Source organism: Oceanibaculum nanhaiense (assembly GCF_002148795.1).
In the GTDB taxonomy this organism is placed as follows: Bacteria; Pseudomonadota; Alphaproteobacteria; order Oceanibaculales; family Oceanibaculaceae; genus Oceanibaculum; species Oceanibaculum nanhaiense.
The window spans coordinates 146328-163864 of record NZ_MPOB01000005.1; the positions used below are offsets into that span (position 1 = coordinate 146328).

15 protein-coding genes are annotated in these 17537 nt (G+C 64.9%); 6 read left to right on the forward strand and 9 right to left on the reverse strand.

Annotated features, from left to right (window positions below):
• Positions 1–6 precede the first annotated feature (6 nt).
• From BKM74_RS10425 to BKM74_RS10455, 7 genes are all read right to left on the reverse strand, one after another.
• On the reverse strand, positions 7–510 hold the full coding sequence (locus BKM74_RS10425; RefSeq protein ID WP_086465654.1) for a PAS domain S-box protein: 504 nt from the start codon (positions 508–510) through the stop codon (positions 7–9).
• A gap of 244 nt (positions 511–754) precedes the next feature.
• Positions 755–1141, reverse strand: a complete 387-nt coding sequence (locus BKM74_RS10430) for a DUF983 domain-containing protein (protein WP_086465655.1) — start codon at positions 1139–1141, stop codon at positions 755–757.
• A 103-nt stretch (positions 1142–1244) separates the two neighbouring features.
• Positions 1245–4880 (reverse strand): thiol reductant ABC exporter subunit CydC, encoded by a 3636-nt coding sequence (gene cydC / locus BKM74_RS10435; RefSeq protein ID WP_086465858.1) that lies wholly within the window; start codon positions 4878–4880, stop codon positions 1245–1247.
• A 134-nt stretch (positions 4881–5014) separates the two neighbouring features.
• Positions 5015–5380 carry a hypothetical protein gene (locus tag BKM74_RS10440; protein ID WP_086465656.1) on the reverse strand — a complete coding sequence of 122 codons (366 nt, stop codon included), beginning with the start codon at positions 5378–5380 and terminating at the stop codon, positions 5015–5017.
• A gap of 74 nt (positions 5381–5454) precedes the next feature.
• Positions 5455–5778 (reverse strand): YggT family protein, encoded by a 324-nt coding sequence (locus BKM74_RS10445; protein ID WP_086465657.1) that lies wholly within the window; start codon positions 5776–5778, stop codon positions 5455–5457.
• Between the two features lie 131 nt (positions 5779–5909).
• Positions 5910–7667, reverse strand: a complete 1758-nt coding sequence (locus BKM74_RS10450; RefSeq protein ID WP_086465658.1) for a sodium:solute symporter family protein — start codon at positions 7665–7667, stop codon at positions 5910–5912.
• 14 nt (positions 7668–7681) lie between these two features.
• Positions 7682–7954: a DUF4212 domain-containing protein gene (locus tag BKM74_RS10455; RefSeq protein WP_086465659.1), complete on the reverse strand. Its 273-nt coding sequence runs from the start codon at positions 7952–7954 to the stop codon at positions 7682–7684.
• Positions 7955–8209: 255 nt separating this feature from the next.
• Between BKM74_RS10455 and BKM74_RS10460 the strand changes: the two genes are divergently transcribed.
• The 5 genes from BKM74_RS10460 (at position 8210) to BKM74_RS10480 (ending at position 14673) form a co-directional block, all read left to right on the forward strand.
• A complete protein-coding gene (locus BKM74_RS10460) occupies positions 8210–8812 on the forward strand; it encodes a hypothetical protein (RefSeq protein ID WP_086465660.1) in 603 nt (200 codons plus the stop codon).
• A 36-nt stretch (positions 8813–8848) separates the two neighbouring features.
• A complete protein-coding gene (locus BKM74_RS10465) occupies positions 8849–10231 on the forward strand; it encodes a 3'-5' exonuclease (protein ID WP_140056058.1) in 1383 nt (460 codons plus the stop codon).
• The gene (locus BKM74_RS10470) at positions 10228–11700 is read left to right on the forward strand and encodes a putative nucleotidyltransferase substrate binding domain-containing protein (RefSeq protein ID WP_086465662.1); all 1473 of its coding nucleotides are present in this window, start codon (positions 10228–10230) and stop codon (positions 11698–11700) included. Before BKM74_RS10465 ends, BKM74_RS10470 begins: the two co-directional genes overlap by 4 nt.
• A gap of 78 nt (positions 11701–11778) precedes the next feature.
• The gene (locus BKM74_RS10475; RefSeq protein WP_086465663.1) at positions 11779–12609 is read left to right on the forward strand and encodes a GNAT family N-acetyltransferase; all 831 of its coding nucleotides are present in this window, start codon (positions 11779–11781) and stop codon (positions 12607–12609) included.
• A gap of 141 nt (positions 12610–12750) precedes the next feature.
• Positions 12751–14673 (forward strand): sensor domain-containing protein, encoded by a 1923-nt coding sequence (locus BKM74_RS10480; RefSeq protein ID WP_140056059.1) that lies wholly within the window; start codon positions 12751–12753, stop codon positions 14671–14673.
• 64 nt (positions 14674–14737) lie between these two features.
• Here BKM74_RS10480 and BKM74_RS10485 read toward each other — a convergent pair whose 3' ends face one another.
• On the reverse strand, positions 14738–15520 hold the full coding sequence (locus BKM74_RS10485) for an FkbM family methyltransferase (protein ID WP_086465665.1): 783 nt from the start codon (positions 15518–15520) through the stop codon (positions 14738–14740).
• A gap of 141 nt (positions 15521–15661) precedes the next feature.
• Positions 15662–16057 (reverse strand): hypothetical protein, encoded by a 396-nt coding sequence (locus BKM74_RS10490; RefSeq protein WP_086465666.1) that lies wholly within the window; start codon positions 16055–16057, stop codon positions 15662–15664.
• Between the two features lie 100 nt (positions 16058–16157).
• On the opposite strand from BKM74_RS10490, the gene BKM74_RS10495 reads away from it, so the two are divergent.
• Positions 16158–17483 (forward strand): MATE family efflux transporter, encoded by a 1326-nt coding sequence (locus BKM74_RS10495; RefSeq protein WP_245825905.1) that lies wholly within the window; start codon positions 16158–16160, stop codon positions 17481–17483.
• The last annotated feature ends 54 nt before the right edge of the window (positions 17484–17537 follow it).

The window sequence follows — 17537 nt, forward strand, 5'->3', positions numbered from 1 at the left end:
GGCCGGTCAATCCATCTCCATCAGGTCCGACACGAAGAGCTCGTAGGAGCCGCCCTTGTCAGCCAGCATGGCGTTCAGCAGGGCGCCGGTATCCTTGGTGGCGTCGCGTTCCGCACGGTCCAGATCGTTATAGAGCGGCAGGATGGTGCCTTTGATCGTGGCCGGATTGCAGGCCCGCCCAATCGTGTGATAGCCGACGATTTTGCCTTGCTGGATGTTGGGCATGACGTGGGCGATGATCCAGACATGATCGCCGGTCTTGGTCGTGGCATTGAGGTAGGCACAGGCATCCCTGCCTTCACCAACAGTTTTCCAGAGCAATTCGAAGACCGTCTGCGGCATGCCATTCTTGTCGAGTATGCCGCGCCGCTGGCCAAGGCATTCCGCCTCGCTGTAGCCGGTGATCTTCGTGAAGGCGTGATTCACATAGGTGAGATGGCCGTCCAGGTCGGTCTTGTCGACGAGCAGTTCGTCGCGGTCGAGGCGGACTTCCTTGCCAGAGAGTTTCACTTCATTTCTCCAATAGTTCCGTCATGAATATGGCGGGTCAGCGCGTTGCCATATCCATGCGTGTATTTGGAGAGATAAAGATTAAATTTTATTTAAATGTATTTGGTTAATTTTTATTAATAATAATCAGTTGAGTGGCGTGTCCTGATGCCAGGATATACTGGGTCCGTAATCGCATTTGAAGAATGCGCAAGAAGGCCGTTCCAGTTGTGAATCCGGGGAGGTCCAGCAGGTGGCGACCTCTCTAGGTCCGCTCGGAGCCTTCCGCCTTCAGCGCCCACATCAGGGACAGCACGGCGCCCTTGCAACGCGGCAACAACAGCAGGGTCAGCGCCAGCGTCGCCACGGACCAGCCGATGCCCTGCAGCCAGATATCGGGCTGGTAATTGCGTTCCAGCATCAGCATCGGCGGGATGACGATATGGGCGACGATGAAGACGGTCAGCCAGGGCGGCATGTCGTCAGCGCGGAAATGGCCATAGGCCTCGCCGCAATGGCTGCAGGACGGCGTCACCTTCAGATAGGAATGCAGCAGCCCGCGCGTACCGCATTTCGGGCAGCGCCCTTGCAGGCCGCGCCACAGCACGGTCGGCAGGGAAGGGGGGAGGCGCAGGGATGGCACGGCTGTCATGTCACTTCTGTCCGGAGATAGGGCAAAATCCAACCCGCAATATGGCATCGGATTTCGGCTTTGCCATCCGCGAAACCCCTGCTGCGGCGCTATGCCTCAAGACTCACTCCGCCGCATTCCTGTCGGCCGCCGAGGCAAGCTGCCGTCCGACAAGACGCGCATAGAGCCCGCCTCTGGCCAGCAGTTCCTCGTGACTGCCGGTCTCGACGACGCGGCCCTGGTCCAGCACGACGATGCGGTCGGCACTGCGTACGGTGGACAGCCGGTGGGCGATGACGATGGTGGTGCGGCCCTGTTGCAGCTTGTCCAGCGCCGCGCGTACCGCCTGCTCGTTCACCGCGTCCAGATGCGAGGTCGCCTCGTCGAGCACCAGCACCGGCGCGTCCTTCAGGAAGGCGCGGGCGATGGCGACGCGCTGGCGCTGCCCGCCGGACAGGCTGGTGCCGCGCTCGCCGACCCTGGTTGCCAGCCCATCGGGCAGGCTCTCGACCAGCTCCGACAGTGAGGCATTGCGCACCGCCGCCTCGATATCCGCCGCGCTGGCGTCTGGCCGGGCGAGGCGGATATTGGCTTCCAGCGTGTCGTTGAACAGGTAGGTATCCTGCGCCACCAGCGCGATGCGGGTGCGCAGATCGTCCAGCTTTCCGGCGCGCAGATCGTGCCCGTCCAGCGTGATGCGGCCGGATTCCGGATCCCAGAAACGCATCAGAAGCTGCGCCAGCGTGGTCTTGCCGGCGCCCGACGGGCCGACCAGCGCCACCGTCTCGCCCGGCTTCGCGTGGAAGCTGACGGCGGTCAGCGCCGGGCGGCTGGTGCCGGGATAGCGGAAACCCACAGCGTCCAGCGCCAGATCGGCTCCCTGCACGCCGGCGGCGCGCGGGATATCGATTCCGGGACCATCCTCGACCACCGGCTTTTCCTGCTCGACCGCATGGATGCGCCGCGTCGCGCCCAGCGTGTCGGCAAGCTGCCGGCCGACCTGAGCGATCTCGGAGACCGGCAGGAAGGCGGCCAGCGCCAGCAGGGTCAGCAGCGGCAGATGGCCGGCATCGATGGTGCCGGCGGAGGCCAGATAGGCACCGGTAACGACGATGGCGAGGCCGCCCAGCCCGGTCAGCACTTCCAGCAGGCTGTTCTGCGCCGTCAGTTCGCGGAAGAACGGCATGCGCAGGCGCATATGATGATCGGTCAGCCGGTCAAGCGCATCGCCGCGCGCCTGTTCCTGCCGGTTGGCGACGATCTCGCCCAGCCCCTGCACGGTATCGACGGCATGCGCGGCCAGCTCGCCGGCGGCTTCCCGCGCGCGCGATCCCAGCCGGTCAACGCGCTTGCGCATCAGCCAGGGGCTCAGCCCCACCGCCAGCAGGAAGGGCAGCAGCACCAGCGCCAGCAGCGGGTCCTGCCCGGCCAGCACGGCCAGCACCACGGCGGGCACCAGCACGGCGACGGCGGCGGGGGTGATGGTGTGGGCGAAGAAATATTCGACCATCTCCACATCATGGGTGGCGATGCCCATCAGGTCGCCGGTGCGGCGGCGCACCAGATAGGCGGGCGCCAGCCGGTCCAGCTTGTTGAACAGCGCGATGCGCATCTCCGCCAGCAGCCGGAAGGCGACATCATGGGCCAGCCAGGATTCCGCCCAGTGCAGGATGCCGGCGAGCGGCGCGGTGATGAACAGCCAGGGCAGCAGATACCCGAAGGGCTGGCCGTTCTTCAGCGCCAGCACGATAAGGGCGCTGAACACGCCGACACCGATGAAGGCGGCGACACGGGCGACGCCGAAGATGAAGGTCAGGGTCATCTTGGCCCGCCAGGGGGCGATCAGCCGCATCAGGATGACGACCAGCTGGCCCCAGCCCAGCCCTTCGGCAGCGACGATGCCCTCGGTCGGGCCCAGTGCCTGTCCGGTGGGGAGATCGGCGGCAGCCTGACGCGCTGCCGGCTGCGCTTTCGCGGAATCGTCCAGCAGAACGGCGTCCAATAGCGGCGCGTCCTGCTGGCGTTCGGCATCCTTCGCCTGTTCGGCCATCAGCGCTGCATAGACGCCGCCCTTGTCCATCAGCGCGGCATGGTCGCCTTGCTCCGCCACCTTGCCGTCATCCAGCACCAGGATGCGGTCGCAGCCGATGATGCTGGACAGGCGGTGCGCCAGCACCAGCGTGGTGCGGCCCTGCATCAGCCGGTCCAGCGCCTGCTGGATGACCGCCTCGTTCTCGGCATCAATGGCCGACAGCGCCTCGTCGAGGATCAGGATCGGCGCATCGCGCAGGATGGCCCGGGCGATGGCAACGCGCTGGCGTTGCCCGCCGGACAGTTTGATGCCCTTCTCGCCGATCAGCGTATCGTAGCCCTGCGGCAGGCCCAGGACGAATTCATGGATGTTGGCCGCCTTCGCGGCCTCGATCATGGCGTCCTCGCCGGCGTCGGGCCGGCCCAGAAGGATGTTCTCGCCGATGGTGCCGTGGAACAGATAGGCATCCTGATGCACCACGGCGATGCGGCTGCGGATATCGGCGAAGGGAATCTGTCGCAGATCCACACCGCCGATGCGGATCGCGCCCCGGTCGGGATCGAAGAAGCGCAGCAGCAACCGCACGATGGAGGATTTGCCGACGCCGGACGGGCCGACGATGCCGACGCGCTCGCCCGGCTTCACGGCGAAGCTGAGGCCCTCATGGGTGAAACGCCGGCTGCCCGGATAGGCGAAGGCGACGTCTTCGAAGGTGATGGACGGTTCCAGCGCGGCCGGCGCGGGACCCTCAGGGCGTGTGGCGGCGTCCGGCACCGGCGGCTGGGCGTCGAAGATGCGATAGACGCCCTGCGCCGCCGACATCCCGACCATGCCCTCATGCAGCACGGTACGCAGGTCGCGCATCGGACGGAACATCTCGATGCCGGTCATCAGGATCATCAGCAGCGCGGTCAGCTCCATCGCCCCCGCCTCGACGCGGAAGGCGCCCAGCGCCAGTGCTGCCGCGGCACCCAGTGCGATGGCGGTGTCGGTAATGCCGCGCGACAGCGTGTTGGTCGCCAGCACCCACATGGTCGAGCGGAACAGTTCGCGCGCCTTCACCGCCAGCAGATCGGCGCGCGGCCGGCTCTGCCCGAAGGCCTTCAGCGTGGCGAGGCCCTGGATCGAATCCAGCAGCTCGGCGGCGAAACCGGAATAGGCGCGCTGCCGGTCGCGCGCCTTGCGGGTGTCCAGCTTATGCCAGGCCGCCGGCGCCAGCAGCGCCAGCAGCGCGAAGCTCAGCATGACCAGCGCTACCTGCAGGTCCAGCCAGGCGACGAAGCCGAAGATCAGGAACGGCGTGAGGGCGGAGACCAGAAGCTGCGGAATATACTTGCCGAAATAGGTTTCCAGCTGCTCGACACTGTCGATCATGGTCAGCGCCATGTCGCCGGAGCGCTGCTGGCCGACATAGGCCGGGCCAAGTGCGGCAATCTTGTCGTAGATGGCGCGGCGCAGCTGGCGCTGCACCCGGGCGGCGGTCTCGTGCGCCACCATGACCCGCCATTGTTCGAAGAAACCGCGCAGGATCATGGCGATGCCGACCAGTGCCGCCGGCAGCAGCAATTCCTGCAGCGTTGCCCCCTGGAACACCCGGGCGATCAGCCAGCCCAGCAAGGCGAGGCGCGCGATGCCCAGCGCCACGGCGGCAAGGCCGATGGCCACGGCACCGGCGATGCGCCAGCGCACACCCTCGGTGAAGGCCCAGAGCCGCATTTCGAAATGCATGTCGATCCCCGCTGTCGATGCCATTGCGTCGCATCAGCTTATCGCAAGCGCGATGGCAGGACAGCCCGCATGACGGGAAGGGGGCGATACGCCGCCGTAACGCGCGGTAACGCCTGTAGTCGCGCCGGAGAGGATTAGCGGATCAGCGGGATCACCAGGCTGGCCAGCCACAGCGAGAAGGCACCGCCGGCACTGTATCGGGCATAGCGTTGATAGATGTCGCGCAGCGTGCCGCCGATCACCTTCTGGCGGCGGCTTTCCGGCAGCGGATGGGCCTTGCCGAGCAGCAGCCAGGTCTCGGTTCTGCGGTAGTCGGTGCTGGCCGCCATCATGGCGCGATAGGCCAGGATAGCCGCCATGATGATCATCGTCGCCGCCCCCATTTTCAGGGACAGCGCGACATCGAAGCTGAAGGCGACCATGAGGGTGCCGACCGCGAGCAGGGCAAAGGCCGTGCCGCGCCGCACCGAAATTTCCGCACAGGTCTTGATACGGTCCATGAACAGCCACCTCTCATACTGGTGACGATCAATGACCATACTGTGCGCGCGGCCTTTGACCGGCGCAAGATGGATTATGTGGCCGGCTGCAGCCCCAGCGAGGGGGCGAGGCCGTAATAGCCGAGAACCGCCCAATAGGCGAAGCGCAGCACCAGCAGCCAGAAGATTGCCACCAGCGGCAACAGCCCGCGGGTCACGAAATTCGGCGTAATGGCGCTGACCGCATTCAGGATCGGGTCGGTCAGGCGGGTGAAGGTGCGCCAGATGTAATTGTGCCAGTCCGGCGAGACGAACAGCCCCAGAATCATGCGCCCCAGCAGCGTATAGATCAGCGCCGCGACGATGTAGTTGGGGATGTGGAAGTACCAATAGTCCCAGAACGGATTGCCGGAGAACATGTGCGTTTCTTCTGCCCCGAAAACGATTTTTGCGTGTGACGTGTCCCTGCCAGGCGGGAAGCCTAGCAAAGCGGAAAAGAAAAGGGCAGGGCCGTGATGGCCCTGCCCAGTTGCTTTCGTAAAAAGACCGGTCAGTCGGCCTTTTCTTCCATCAGTGTCTGGCCCCTGGGGATGCGGATCGAGTCGATGAAATCCTGCATCTCCTTGGACGGAGCCGGTGTCATCCAGCTGACGATGATGGTCGCCAGGAAGCCCGTCGGAATACCGAACAGGCCGGCCGAGATGTTGGACACCCCGAACCACAGCGGCATGCCGAAATACTTCGTTCCCACCAGATAGAACAAGGTGAAGCCGAAGCCGATGATCATGCCGGCAATGGCGCCCTGGTTTGTGCAGCGTTTCCACCACACACCCAGCACCAGGACGGGGAACAACCCGGCTGCCGCGAGGGAGAAGGCCCAGGCGACCAGTGCCAGAATGCCGCCTGGTCTTGACGAAGCCACCACGGCGGCAAGGAGTGCCACCGCCACCAGCAGGACACGCGCGATCATCAGGCGCTTCGCGGTGGAAGCGGTCGGATCGATCATGCGGTAGTACACGTCATGACTGAGCGCGTTGGCGATGGCCAGCAGCAGACCGTCCGCAGTGGACAGCGCGGCTGCCAGACCGCCGGCCGCGACCAGGCCTGCGATCACGTAGGGCAGGCCGGCAATTTCCGGCGTCGCGATAACGATGACGTCCGGGTTTATCTTCAGTTCGGCGATCTGAAGGATGCCGTCGGTGTTCAGGTCGGTGATGGTGACGAGGCCGATGCTGGAATAGATCTGCACCCAGTCCGGCAGGGCCGCGATATTGGCACCGATGACGTTGGCGTAGATTTCGTACTTCGCGAAGGCGGCATAGGACGGCGCCGTGAAGTACAGCAGGAAGATGAACAGCATGCTCCAGCCGACCGACTTGCGGGCATCACGCACGCTGGGCGTGGTGAAGAACCGCATCAGCACGTGCGGAAGCGAGGCGGTGCCGACCATCAGACACAGGATCAGCGCGAAGAAGTTCAGCGGATCGAATGACGAGAATGGAACGATGTGCGGCGTTACGCCGGCCAGTGCAGGCTTGGTCTGCTCCAGCTCGGTGATGCGCTGCAGGATATCGCCATACATCAGCTGCGGGACCGGGACGCCGGTCGTCTGCGCCGACAGGATGACCACCGGCACCATGTAGGCGATGATCAGCACGATATACTGCGCCACCTGGGTCCAGGTAACCGCCCGCATACCGCCCATCATCGAGCAGACCAGAATGCCGATCAGACCCACGAACACGGCGATCTCGAAGGAGATGCCGAGGAAGCGCGAGGCAATCGTGCCGACACCGACGACCTGACCGACGATGTAGGTGAAGGAACAGCAGAACAGCACGATGATGCCGATGGTACGGGCGAAGTTGCCGCCGAAACGCGCCCCCAGGAAGTCGGGGACGGTATAGGCGCCGAACTTGCGCAAGTAAGGTGCGATCAGCACCGCCACCAGCACATAGCCGCCGGTCCAGCCCAGCACGAAGGCGAGGCCGTCATAGCCCTGGGCATAAAGACCACCCGCCATGGCGATGAAGGAGGCGGCACTCATCCAGTCGGCGGCTGTCGCCATACCGTTGTAGAGCGGCGGCACGCGCCGTCCGGCGACATAATATTCCGACACCTGCATGGTACGCGACAGGATGCCGATGCCGGCATAGACGGCCAGGGTGAAGAACACGAACAGGTAGCCGATGATCTTGTTCGGCACGCCAAGCTGTTCGAGGATCGCCAACAAGATGACAAATCCAAGGAAGCCGCCGGTATAGAAGCCGTAGATGCGGCCGAGGTTAGATAGGAAATCGCCTTTCATGACTTTCCCTCCGCTCAGTCTTCGGCCACGCCGCAATCCTCATCGATCTGGTTTTGCTTTGCAGCATACCAGAAAATGAGGACGACGAAGACGATCAGCGAGCCCTGGGCGGCCATATAGAAGCCCAGCGGGAAGCCGATGAAGTTGATTTCATTCAGCGCACTGACGAAAAAGTGCACAACGAAGCCGAAAACAAACCAGATGGCCAATGTGATCCACATCAGCGATTTGGTTCGTTGCCAGTGCTCCACCGCCCTGTCGGGTGAAGTCGAGGAATCACTAGACATCTTGAATACGTCTCCCTCCTGTTTGCCGGGCGGCTTTTTTTTGCTTATCTCCGCCCCGAATGACCCTTCCAGGCACAGCTTTCACTACCCGAGTTTTTCAGGCAAATGCTGTGCGCGCAATCGATGCGATGTAACCAAAACGTTCTCTTGCGCTTAACCGAAAATAGCATAGCCTATTACTTGTCAAAACAATAATTGTGGGCGGGGGAGGATTTGTTAGCGTCGATTACACGTCTTTGGCGGCCCGAATCTTCAGTGAAGGATGCCGCAACCTTTCGCCGCTTCATGGCCGAGCAATCGGCGTTCGTGGCGCAGAAATGCACATTCGAATATGCGCGCGCCCGCGCCGGGCTGAACTGGGACAAGCTGTTCCGTGAAATGGCCTTCCGGCAGGCGGTGGAAAAATCGCGCTGGGAGGCGTTCTGCTACGTGCTTTCCGACGTCGGCATTATCCTGGAAGGCGCCTTGCGGCCGCATGCCAGGACGCGCGAGATCGAGCTGGCCGAGCGTATGGGCCGGCTGTTCGAGCTGTGCCTGCTGGAGCATCCGATCCCGGACCATCGCCCTGAGGGCTGGGGCGACGAGATTGAGGCGTTCAAGCTGCGCCTCGCCCAGGCGCAGATGACGGCCCCCAAGGCGCCTTACGATATCGGCGAAATCTCCGGCGGGCGGATTTACAAGGTGCTGCCGATTCACAGCAACCTCACGCGCTTCGACCGCGAGCTTGTGACCAACAATATTCGGTTCTCGCTGTGCCGCTTCCACGAGGACATGTTGCGCCGGCTGGCGCCTGAGGCCGTCGTGGCGGACATGCTGTCCGGCGTTCCGGTCGTCGAGGCTGCCGACCGGCAGAGCTGAGCGGGGCGCGCCTTGCGCGGCGGCTTGCGGAAGGCCTTGTTCGTCACCCTGCTGGTGGTGGCTGGCGGATTCCTGGTGGCGCTGTTTCCGGCATTGTTCGGTCTGGTCGACCTTGAGCAGGGGATCGATGGCTGGGCGCTGGCCAGCCTCGCTGGCCTCGCTGCCGGTATTGCCGGGCTCTGGGTCATGCTGACTCTTCTGGACGGGCATTTCGATCAGCTGGTGCGGCTGCATGGCGCGGTGCTGGGGGCCGGGGTGCGTGGCGGCACGCTGCCGGACAGCTGGAACCAGGGCGGCGGCAAGCCCGACGAGTTGCACCGCCTGGCCGGTGCCATCGCCGCCGTGCTGGCCCGCGACCGCGCCGACGACCGCCGTGTCGATGCGCGGCTCAGCGCGATTCTGGGCGCTATCGGCGAGCCGATCCTGGTGGTCACGCAAACCGGCCTGGTCAGCCTGACCAACGCCCGTGCCACCGCGCTGCTTGGGCAGGACCGGCTGCGGCTGGGCGGCAGTCTCTTCGCCATTCTGGACCGTGAAGCGCTCATAGAGGCCTCGGCGGCGGCGCATGCGGCGGGGGCGCCGGTTGAACGCATCCTGCCGGGCGTCAGCGGCGATACCTACGCCACCCGCATCGCGCCGCTGGCCGAACCGGACGGGCTGCTGCTGGTCTTCCTGTCCGACGCGCCGGGCCCGATGCCAAGCCCTGTCTCAGGGCCGGTCGAGCATGATATGGGGCTGCACGACATGCCGCCCACCATCCCGATCGCGCCCGATCTGCCATTGACCGGCTTGCCGGCGGTGTCGCTGGATTGCGAGACCACGGGGCTGGACGTCGCCATTGACCGTGTCGTCTCGGCCGCCGGAATCGTCATGCACGGGCCACGGCTCTATCGCCATCTCGCCTATGACCGGCTGGTCAATCCGGGCGCGCCGATACCGCCGTCATCAACGGCGATTCACGGCATTACCGATGCGATGGTGGCCGATGCGCCGCCGGTATCGCAGGTACTGGCGGAACTGGCGGAACTGGTGCGCGGGCGTGTCATCATCGGCCACAACATCGCCTTCGACCTGGCGGTGCTGCGCAATGAGGCGGCCCGGCACGGCGTCGCCTGGACCGACCCGCCGGCGCTGTGCACGGCGCTGCTGTTCAGCTTCCTGTATCCGCGCCATCGCGACCTCAATATGGAGGCGGTGGCCGCGATGTGCGGGGCGGAGATCGAGGGCCGCCACACCGCTTTCGGCGATTGTCTGGTGACCGCCGAAATCTTCGCCGGCATGCTGCCGATGCTGGCTGAGCGCGGCGTCACCACGCTGGCCGACGCCGAGCGCATCATGGCGCAGCCCTCAATCATGCGGGCGCGCCAGCATGAGGCCGGCTGGCATGCGGGAACGGATGGAAAGGCCGGCGAGAGATGAATGCCGACGCGCTGCAACGGCTGGACAGCTTCCCCTATCGCCATCGCGTTGCCGAGGTGATGGCCAGTCCAGTCGTCACCATGCCCGAGGCCGCGACGGTGAAGCAGGCCTGCGACCTGATGATCGAGAAGGGCATCAGCTCCGTCATGGTTACGGGGGATGCCGGGCTGGCTTCCCCTCTGGCCCCCCCTCTGGCGCCGCCGCTGGGCATCGTCACCGAACGCGACGCGCTGCGGCTGATCGCCGAGCAGGGAGCGGCAGCGCTCGATGCGCCGCTGTCGCGGCTGATGAGCAGCCCGGTCGAAGGCGTGCCGCAGGATGCCTTCGTCTATCTGGCACTGGGCCGGATGGACCGGCTGGGCGTGCGCCATCTGGCGGTGTTCGACACGGACGGGGCCGTGGTCGGCATCCTGTCGGCACGGCAGCTGCTGCGCCAGCGCGCCGGCTCCGCGCTGGCCATCGGCGACCGTATCGGCGTCGCGCAGAATGCCGAAGAGATGGCGGAAATCGTGCGCGGCCTGCCGGATCTCGCCAGTTCGCTGCTGGCCGAACAGGTGGCGCCGCTGGACGTGGCCGCCGTCATTTCCGGTGTCATGCGCGATGTGACCGGCCGGGCCGCGCGCCTGTCCGCCGAGGCGATGCTGGAGTCCGGCTGGGGTGCGGTGCCGGCGCCGTGGTGCGCGCTTATTCTCGGTTCCGGCGGGCGTGGCGAAAGCCTGCTGGCCCCTGACCAGGACAATGGCATCCTCCATGCCGGCACAACGAAGGATGATGCCTGGTACGCCGAACTGGGCCGCCGCATGGCCGACATGCTGAACGAGTCGGGGATTCCCTACTGCAAGGGCGGGGTGATGGCGAAGAATCCGGAATGGCGCCATGACGAGACCGGCTGGCGCCGCGCCATCGATATCTGGGCGGAACGGCCAATCGGGGAAAACCTGCTGAATGTCGATATCTTCTTCGATTTCCAGTCGGTCGAGGGGCAGGCGGATCTGGCGGAGCTGCTGCGCGCCTACGCGCTGGACCGGGCGCGCAAGACCATCGGCTTTCTGCGTAACCTGTCGCTGAACCAGCGCGAGATGCGCCCGCCGCTGGGCTTCTTCGGCGGCATCCAGACCATCGAGGGGCGCGTCGATCTGAAGATCGGCGGCCTGCTGCCGGTGGTCAGCGCGGCGCGCATCCTGGCGCTGAAGGGCGGGGTGGCGGCGACGGCGACGGCGGACCGGCTGCGCGAGGCCGCCAGCCTAGGGTTGATCGCGGAGGCCGATGCCGCGGACCTGGCCGGCGCGCACCGCATTCTGGTGCGGCTGGTGCTGGAACAGCAGATCGAGGATATCGCCGACGGCCGGAAGCCTGGCACCAGGGTGGAACTTGCGCGTCTCACCAAGCCGCAGCGCCACCTGCTGCGCGAGGTGCTGCGCCGCATCGGCCAGGTGCCCGACATGGTGCAGGACGCGCTGTCGGCCTGAAACCTGTCGGGGGCTGTTTGTCTGGCTAGGATGGTGCACCGCCTATAGGCTGCAGAAAAATCCGCGGATGAGGACTTCATGACCATACGAAAAATGACACCGGCCGAATTGGCGCTGGTGCTCGACTGGGCGGCAGGGGAAGGGTGGAATCCGGGGCTGGAGGATGGGCCGGCCTTCTGGGCGGCCGATCCCGACGGATTCTTCGTCACGCTGCGCGATGGCGCACCCATCGCCGCGATTTCCGTGGTCAATCTCGATCCCGGCTTCGCTTTTCTGGGGCTGTATATCTGCCGTCCCGAATGGCGCGGACAGGGCATCGGCATGGCACTGTGGCAACACGCCCTGCGCCATGCGGGGAACCGGACCATCGGGCTGGACGGCGTCGCCGCGCAGCAGGCCAACTACGCCAAGTCGGGTTTTGCGCGCACCGGCGCGACGCGGCGGCTGGAAGGAACGCTCGACGCACAGGACAGCGCCGATATCCGAATGATGACGCCGGCCGACCTGCCGGCGCTGCTGGCGCTCGATGAGAGGGCGAATGGCTATGCCCGCCCGGCTTTCCTGTCCGCCTGGGTGCAGCCGCTGGAGACGCGCCGCACGCTCGTTCTGCACGCGCCAGATGGCCCGGCGGGGTTCGCCACCATCCGGCGCTGCCGCAGCGGGTCGAAGATCGGCCCGATCGTGGCGCCCGATGCCGCTGCCGCCCTGCGGCTGATCCGCGCCGCCGCCGGCCTGTTTCCCGATACCGGGCCGGTCATCGTCGATGTGCCCGACAGCAACACGGCGCTGGGACACTTGCTGGCCGAGGCCGGAATGGTGGAGACCTTCGCCACCGCGCGCATGTACAAGGGCGCGCCGCCGCCGGCAACCGCGCTGCTGCACGCGCCGGCGACTCTGGAACTGGGCTGAACCCGCATTTTGTTTGCGATCCGGCGTGGCATAATCGCGAAACTTGATAAATTTTAAACAATTTGATCTGTACAATGCGGCTTAGCCAGCCTTCTGGCGGTTTTCCTGCCGGGCTGAACCTTGATCCAGGCGAGTCGTCCGTTGAACAGAAAAGCATTATTGTTCCTTCTTGCACTGGTCTCCTTGTTGGGCGCCTTTTCCCTGGGCGCCGCGCTGCCCTACTTCGATGAGTCACGCGATGCAATTTGGGCGGAGGCATGGAGGGAACGCCCGTTCATCATTGCGATGGCTGGCGGCGGTGCGCTGGCCGTTGTGGCCGCGCTATTTGCTTTCCTGTTTCTGGTTAATCGCCGGCTGTACCAGTCGCGGGACTCGCTGCGTCTTATGGGTGAAAGGCTGCGCGAGGATCATCGCCGGCTGGACAGTATCATCCGGGGAACCCGCGCCGGCACCTGGGAATGGAACGTGCAGACCGGCGAGGCCCGCTTCAACGAGCGTTGGGCGGAAATTATCGGCTACACGCTGGACGAATTGCGGCCGATCTCGATCGAAACCTGGACGCAGCTTGCCCATCCCGACGATATGGCCGCTTCCGAAGCCGCCCTGGAACAGCATTTTTCCGGTGAGATGCCGTATTATGATTTCGAGGCGCGGATGCGGCACAAGGATGGTCATTGGGTCTGGGTTCATGACCGGGGCGCCGTCGTCGAATGGACGGAAGACGGCAAGCCCTTATGGATGTACGGCACGCACACCGACATTACCCGGCGTCGCGAGGCGCTGATGGCGGTGACGGAACTGCTGGAGCGTATGGAGCAGTTCTCTCACCATGTTCCGGGCATGATTTATCAGTATCGGCTGCGCGCGGACGGAACCTCCCACATTCCCTATGCCAGCGACGGCATCATCGATATTTATGGCTGTACGCCGGACGCTGTCGCCGAGGATGTCTCCGCTGTCTTCGCGGTGTTGCATCCGGACGATATCGAGCGTGTTTCCAAATCGATACGGACGTCGGCTGAAACCCTGACGCGATTGCACGATACCTACAGGGTCAATCACCCTGTAAAGGGGCTGCGCTGGGTGGAAGGAATCGCCACGCCGAGCCGCGCGGAGGATGGCAGCATCACCTGGCATGGCTATGCCTCGGACGTCACCGACCTGCACCATGCCCGCGAACGCCTGCAACTTGCCGCCACGGTGTTCGAGGCCAGCCAGGAAGCCATCATTATCCTGGATGCCGAATTCCGCATCGTGGAGGTTAATCTGGCCTTCACGCTGGCAGCCCAATACGACCGAACGACGGTTATGGGCCAGATGGCCGACTCCACCGGCATCTTCGCATCCACCAAAAAACAGTTTGCAGACATCAAGGCGATTCTGCGACGTGACGGGCACTGGCAGGGAGAGCGCTGGACCACGCGCAAGAGTGGCGATGTGTTTGCCGAGCGTCTTTCGATTTCCGCCAGCCGGAACGAAAAGGGGGACGTCACCCACTATGTCGCGGTCCTGTCCGACATCAGCCGGATCATGGAGCGCCAGCAGGAGCTTGACCGCATCGCCAATTATGACCCGCTGACCGGCATCGCCAACCGCCGTCTGCTCAGCAGCCGTCTGGCGCAGGCGATTGCCCACGCCCGGCGGTCGGGAACCCGGATGGCCGTTTGTGTCATAGACCTGGACGGCTTCAAGGATGTGAACGATCGGCATGGCCACGAGACAGGGGATAAGCTGTTGATCGCTCTGGCAGCGCGCTTGTCGAGCGTGATGCGCGCCGAGGAGACGGTGGCACGGCTGGGGGGCGACGAGTTCGCGCTGGTGTTCAGCGATCTTGACTCGACTGTGCCCTTCGACCGCGTGCTGGAGGTGGCCCGCCAGCCTGTCGATCTCGACGGGATAAGGGTCCAGCTGACGGCAAGCATGGGGGTAAGCTGGTATCGCAGCGATATCGCGGACGGCGACCAGCTGTTGCGGGAGGCCGATACCGCGCTGTACGACTCCAAGCGCAATGGCCGGGATCGCTTTACCGTCTTTCAGCAGCCGAATTCGCTAATCGCATGCTGACAGGCAAGCCGGGGTGCCGGATGCTGACCTTAGACGCTGTAGCCTTTGTTTCGCATGCGCCTTGTCACGCTGTCATCAACGTCCCGGGCGATACCGTGAACACGAAATTATTGATGTAGGTAGCACCCTTGAGGCGCTTGGTGCCGGCCTCGTTCAGGGCCGCGCGATTCTGCAGCCGGGCCGCATCGAAGGTATCGACGGGGTGCCATTTCCCGTCCATGCGGAAGAGCCCGGTATAGCCGAGCGGTTCCAGCAGGCCGCGCAGCGCAGCGACGGCGCCGGGGCGGTGCCGTTCCTCGGCCTCCACCAGGATGGCCGGCCGGTCGCGCCGGATCAGCTCGAGCCCGCCTTCGACGACGTCGCTCTCGAAGCCTTCGACATCGATCTTCATGAATCCAATGTGAAGCGTCTTGATCGATTCCAGCGAGTCCAGCCGGTGCACCGGTACCGTGACTTTGGCGACGTTCGCGACCCCGTCGAGCGGATGCAGCGCCGAGAGGGCCTGCATGCCTTCGGGAACATAGAGCGTGGCCTCGCCATCCGTGCTGCCCAGCGCACAGTTCTCTACGATCAGGCGGCCGCCGCGTATTGCCGCCGCGAACCGCCGGGTCAACAGCCGGCCAAGACCGGGGATCGGCTCGACGGCGATGACCAGCCGGGCGCGGCGCAGCAGCCAATGCGTGTACAGGCCGGTATTGGCGCCGATGTCCAGCGCCACGGTTCCGGCCGGGCACAGGGCCGGCAGAAACGCCAGCTCCGGGTCGGCGTAGAAGGGGGCGAGACGGTCGCGCAGATTGAGGAGCATCCGGTAGAGGGCCGGACTGCGCGCGGACAGGAAGGCTTGCAAGGGGATATCCAAAAAGACAGCGGAGGGTAAGTTTGTAAATTAGCTCAAATTTGGCATATTGTCGCCGGCAATCGCCCGGCTTGCGCGTTCCGGGCAGGTCAGCCTTACATCAGGCCATCGCTACATCAGGCCCTTCCTACATCAGGGAAGGCACTGATGGGCAGCCCAGGAAAGGTTTCGGTAATGCGGGGAAAGAGTGATGCGGTCCGTCGCCTGCCAGATCGGGCTGTTCCGGGCCGGACAGGTGGGCATCATGGCGGCGGTCGGGTTGCCGTTCCAGGAATCCGGAATATTCACCCGGACGACGACTTCATCGCCCCATCGTTGCGGCGGCCCGATCCACCAGCCTGCCGGCAGCACGCCGATAAAATGCTCGTGGATCGCCAGCTGCAGGTCGAACGGGCCCGGCGAGACCCCCGCCGATGACCGCGATGAGCCGGCACCCTGTGCTGTTGCGGGCTTTGCCGTCGGCAGCATGCCGAGCGCGACAGCCAGGCCGAGCGCCAGAAACATCATACGGTCGGCAGTGCGCGTCATCTGTCGCGCGTAATGGTGCGGGAAAAGTTCATGCCGGTAGCTATCACGGTTTCCGCGCGATGCTCAACGCTCCGTCTTCGTGATGCCGGGTGTTTTCTCCTTGCTCCGGGCTGTGCCGGGTGGCGGCGCGCTGTTGCGCTATGCTGCCGGCCTCGGCGTGCGGGGCGTCGAGACAATTGGCAAGCTGGGGCTCTATGTCGCCGTCGGGGTGCGGCTCGGCGCGCATGATGCCGGCCTGTTCTTCCTGTGCCTAACCTGGATCGGTGTTGTCTCGACGGCGGCCCGCCTCGGCCTCGACCGTGCGATGACAAGGCACATCGCGGCGGAACTTGCCGTCGGCGATGGCCGGGCGGCGCGCGCCGCGTTGCTGCAGGGGCTGGGGCTGACCAGCCTGGCCGCGCTGGCGGCGGCACTGCTGACGGTCCTGGTGGCGGAAGTTGCCGCTGTGCGGCTGTTCGGATTCCCCGACCTTGCCTGGCCGCTGTACCTGTCGGCGCTGGTGCTGGTGCCGCAGACCCTTGCCTTCTCACTGGGGGCGGCGCTGGCGGGATTCGGGCGCGGCGTCGCGGCGCAGATCGTGCAGAACGCGTTATGGCCGGTGCTGACGCTGGCCGCGCTGCTCGCAATGCCTGTTGCCCAGGAAGGGGGGAGCCTCGACGGGCTGATCGTCGCGCTGGGCGTGGCGCTTGCGGCCAGCTGCGTGCTGGGCGGTTTCATCCTGCTGCTGGAGCGGGGGCGGCTGCGCACCGCGCCGGAGCAGTCAGCGGATGGCGCGCCTGCCAGCCCTGCGGAGACCGAGGCGCTGCCAAGCCTGTGGACCACGGCGCGGCCCTTGCTGGTCGTGGAGCTGACGCAGGTCGGCCTGTCCGGCTTGCCGGTGTTCCTGCTCGGCATGGCGGCGGATGCGGCGACCGTCGGCGCCTTCAGCATCGCCAGCCGGATTTCGATGCTGATCTGGGTCATCATCATTTCCATCGGCACGCTCGCCGCACCGCGCTATGCGGCACTATACCGCCTTGGCGAAATGGATCAGCTGCGTGCCTATAACCGCATGGTCCAGCGCGGCGCCGCGCTCGTGGCGGTGCCGGCGGCGCTTGTCATGCTGGCTTTCCCGGACTTTCTGCTCGGCCTGATCTCGGCGGATTTCCGCGTGGCGGCAGTGGCGCTGCAGATTCTGGCCCTGGGGCAGATGGCGAATGGCCTGTTCTCCTGCCAGGACATTCTGCTGGCGATGACCGGCAGGGGCGATGTCCTGCGGCGGCTGAATCTGCTTCAGCTTGCCGTCGGGCTGCTGTTGTGCGGCGTGCTGATCCCGGCCTTCGGGTTGCCGGGCGCCGCGCTGGCGGCCTCCCTGACCGTCCTGCAGGGCGCGCTCGGGACGCATTGGGCTGCACGGCGATATGTCCTGAATACGGAAAAAAATTAACGCTATATTAATTTATATTTAGTAAATATCGCTTGATAATCCGATTTTGAGTAT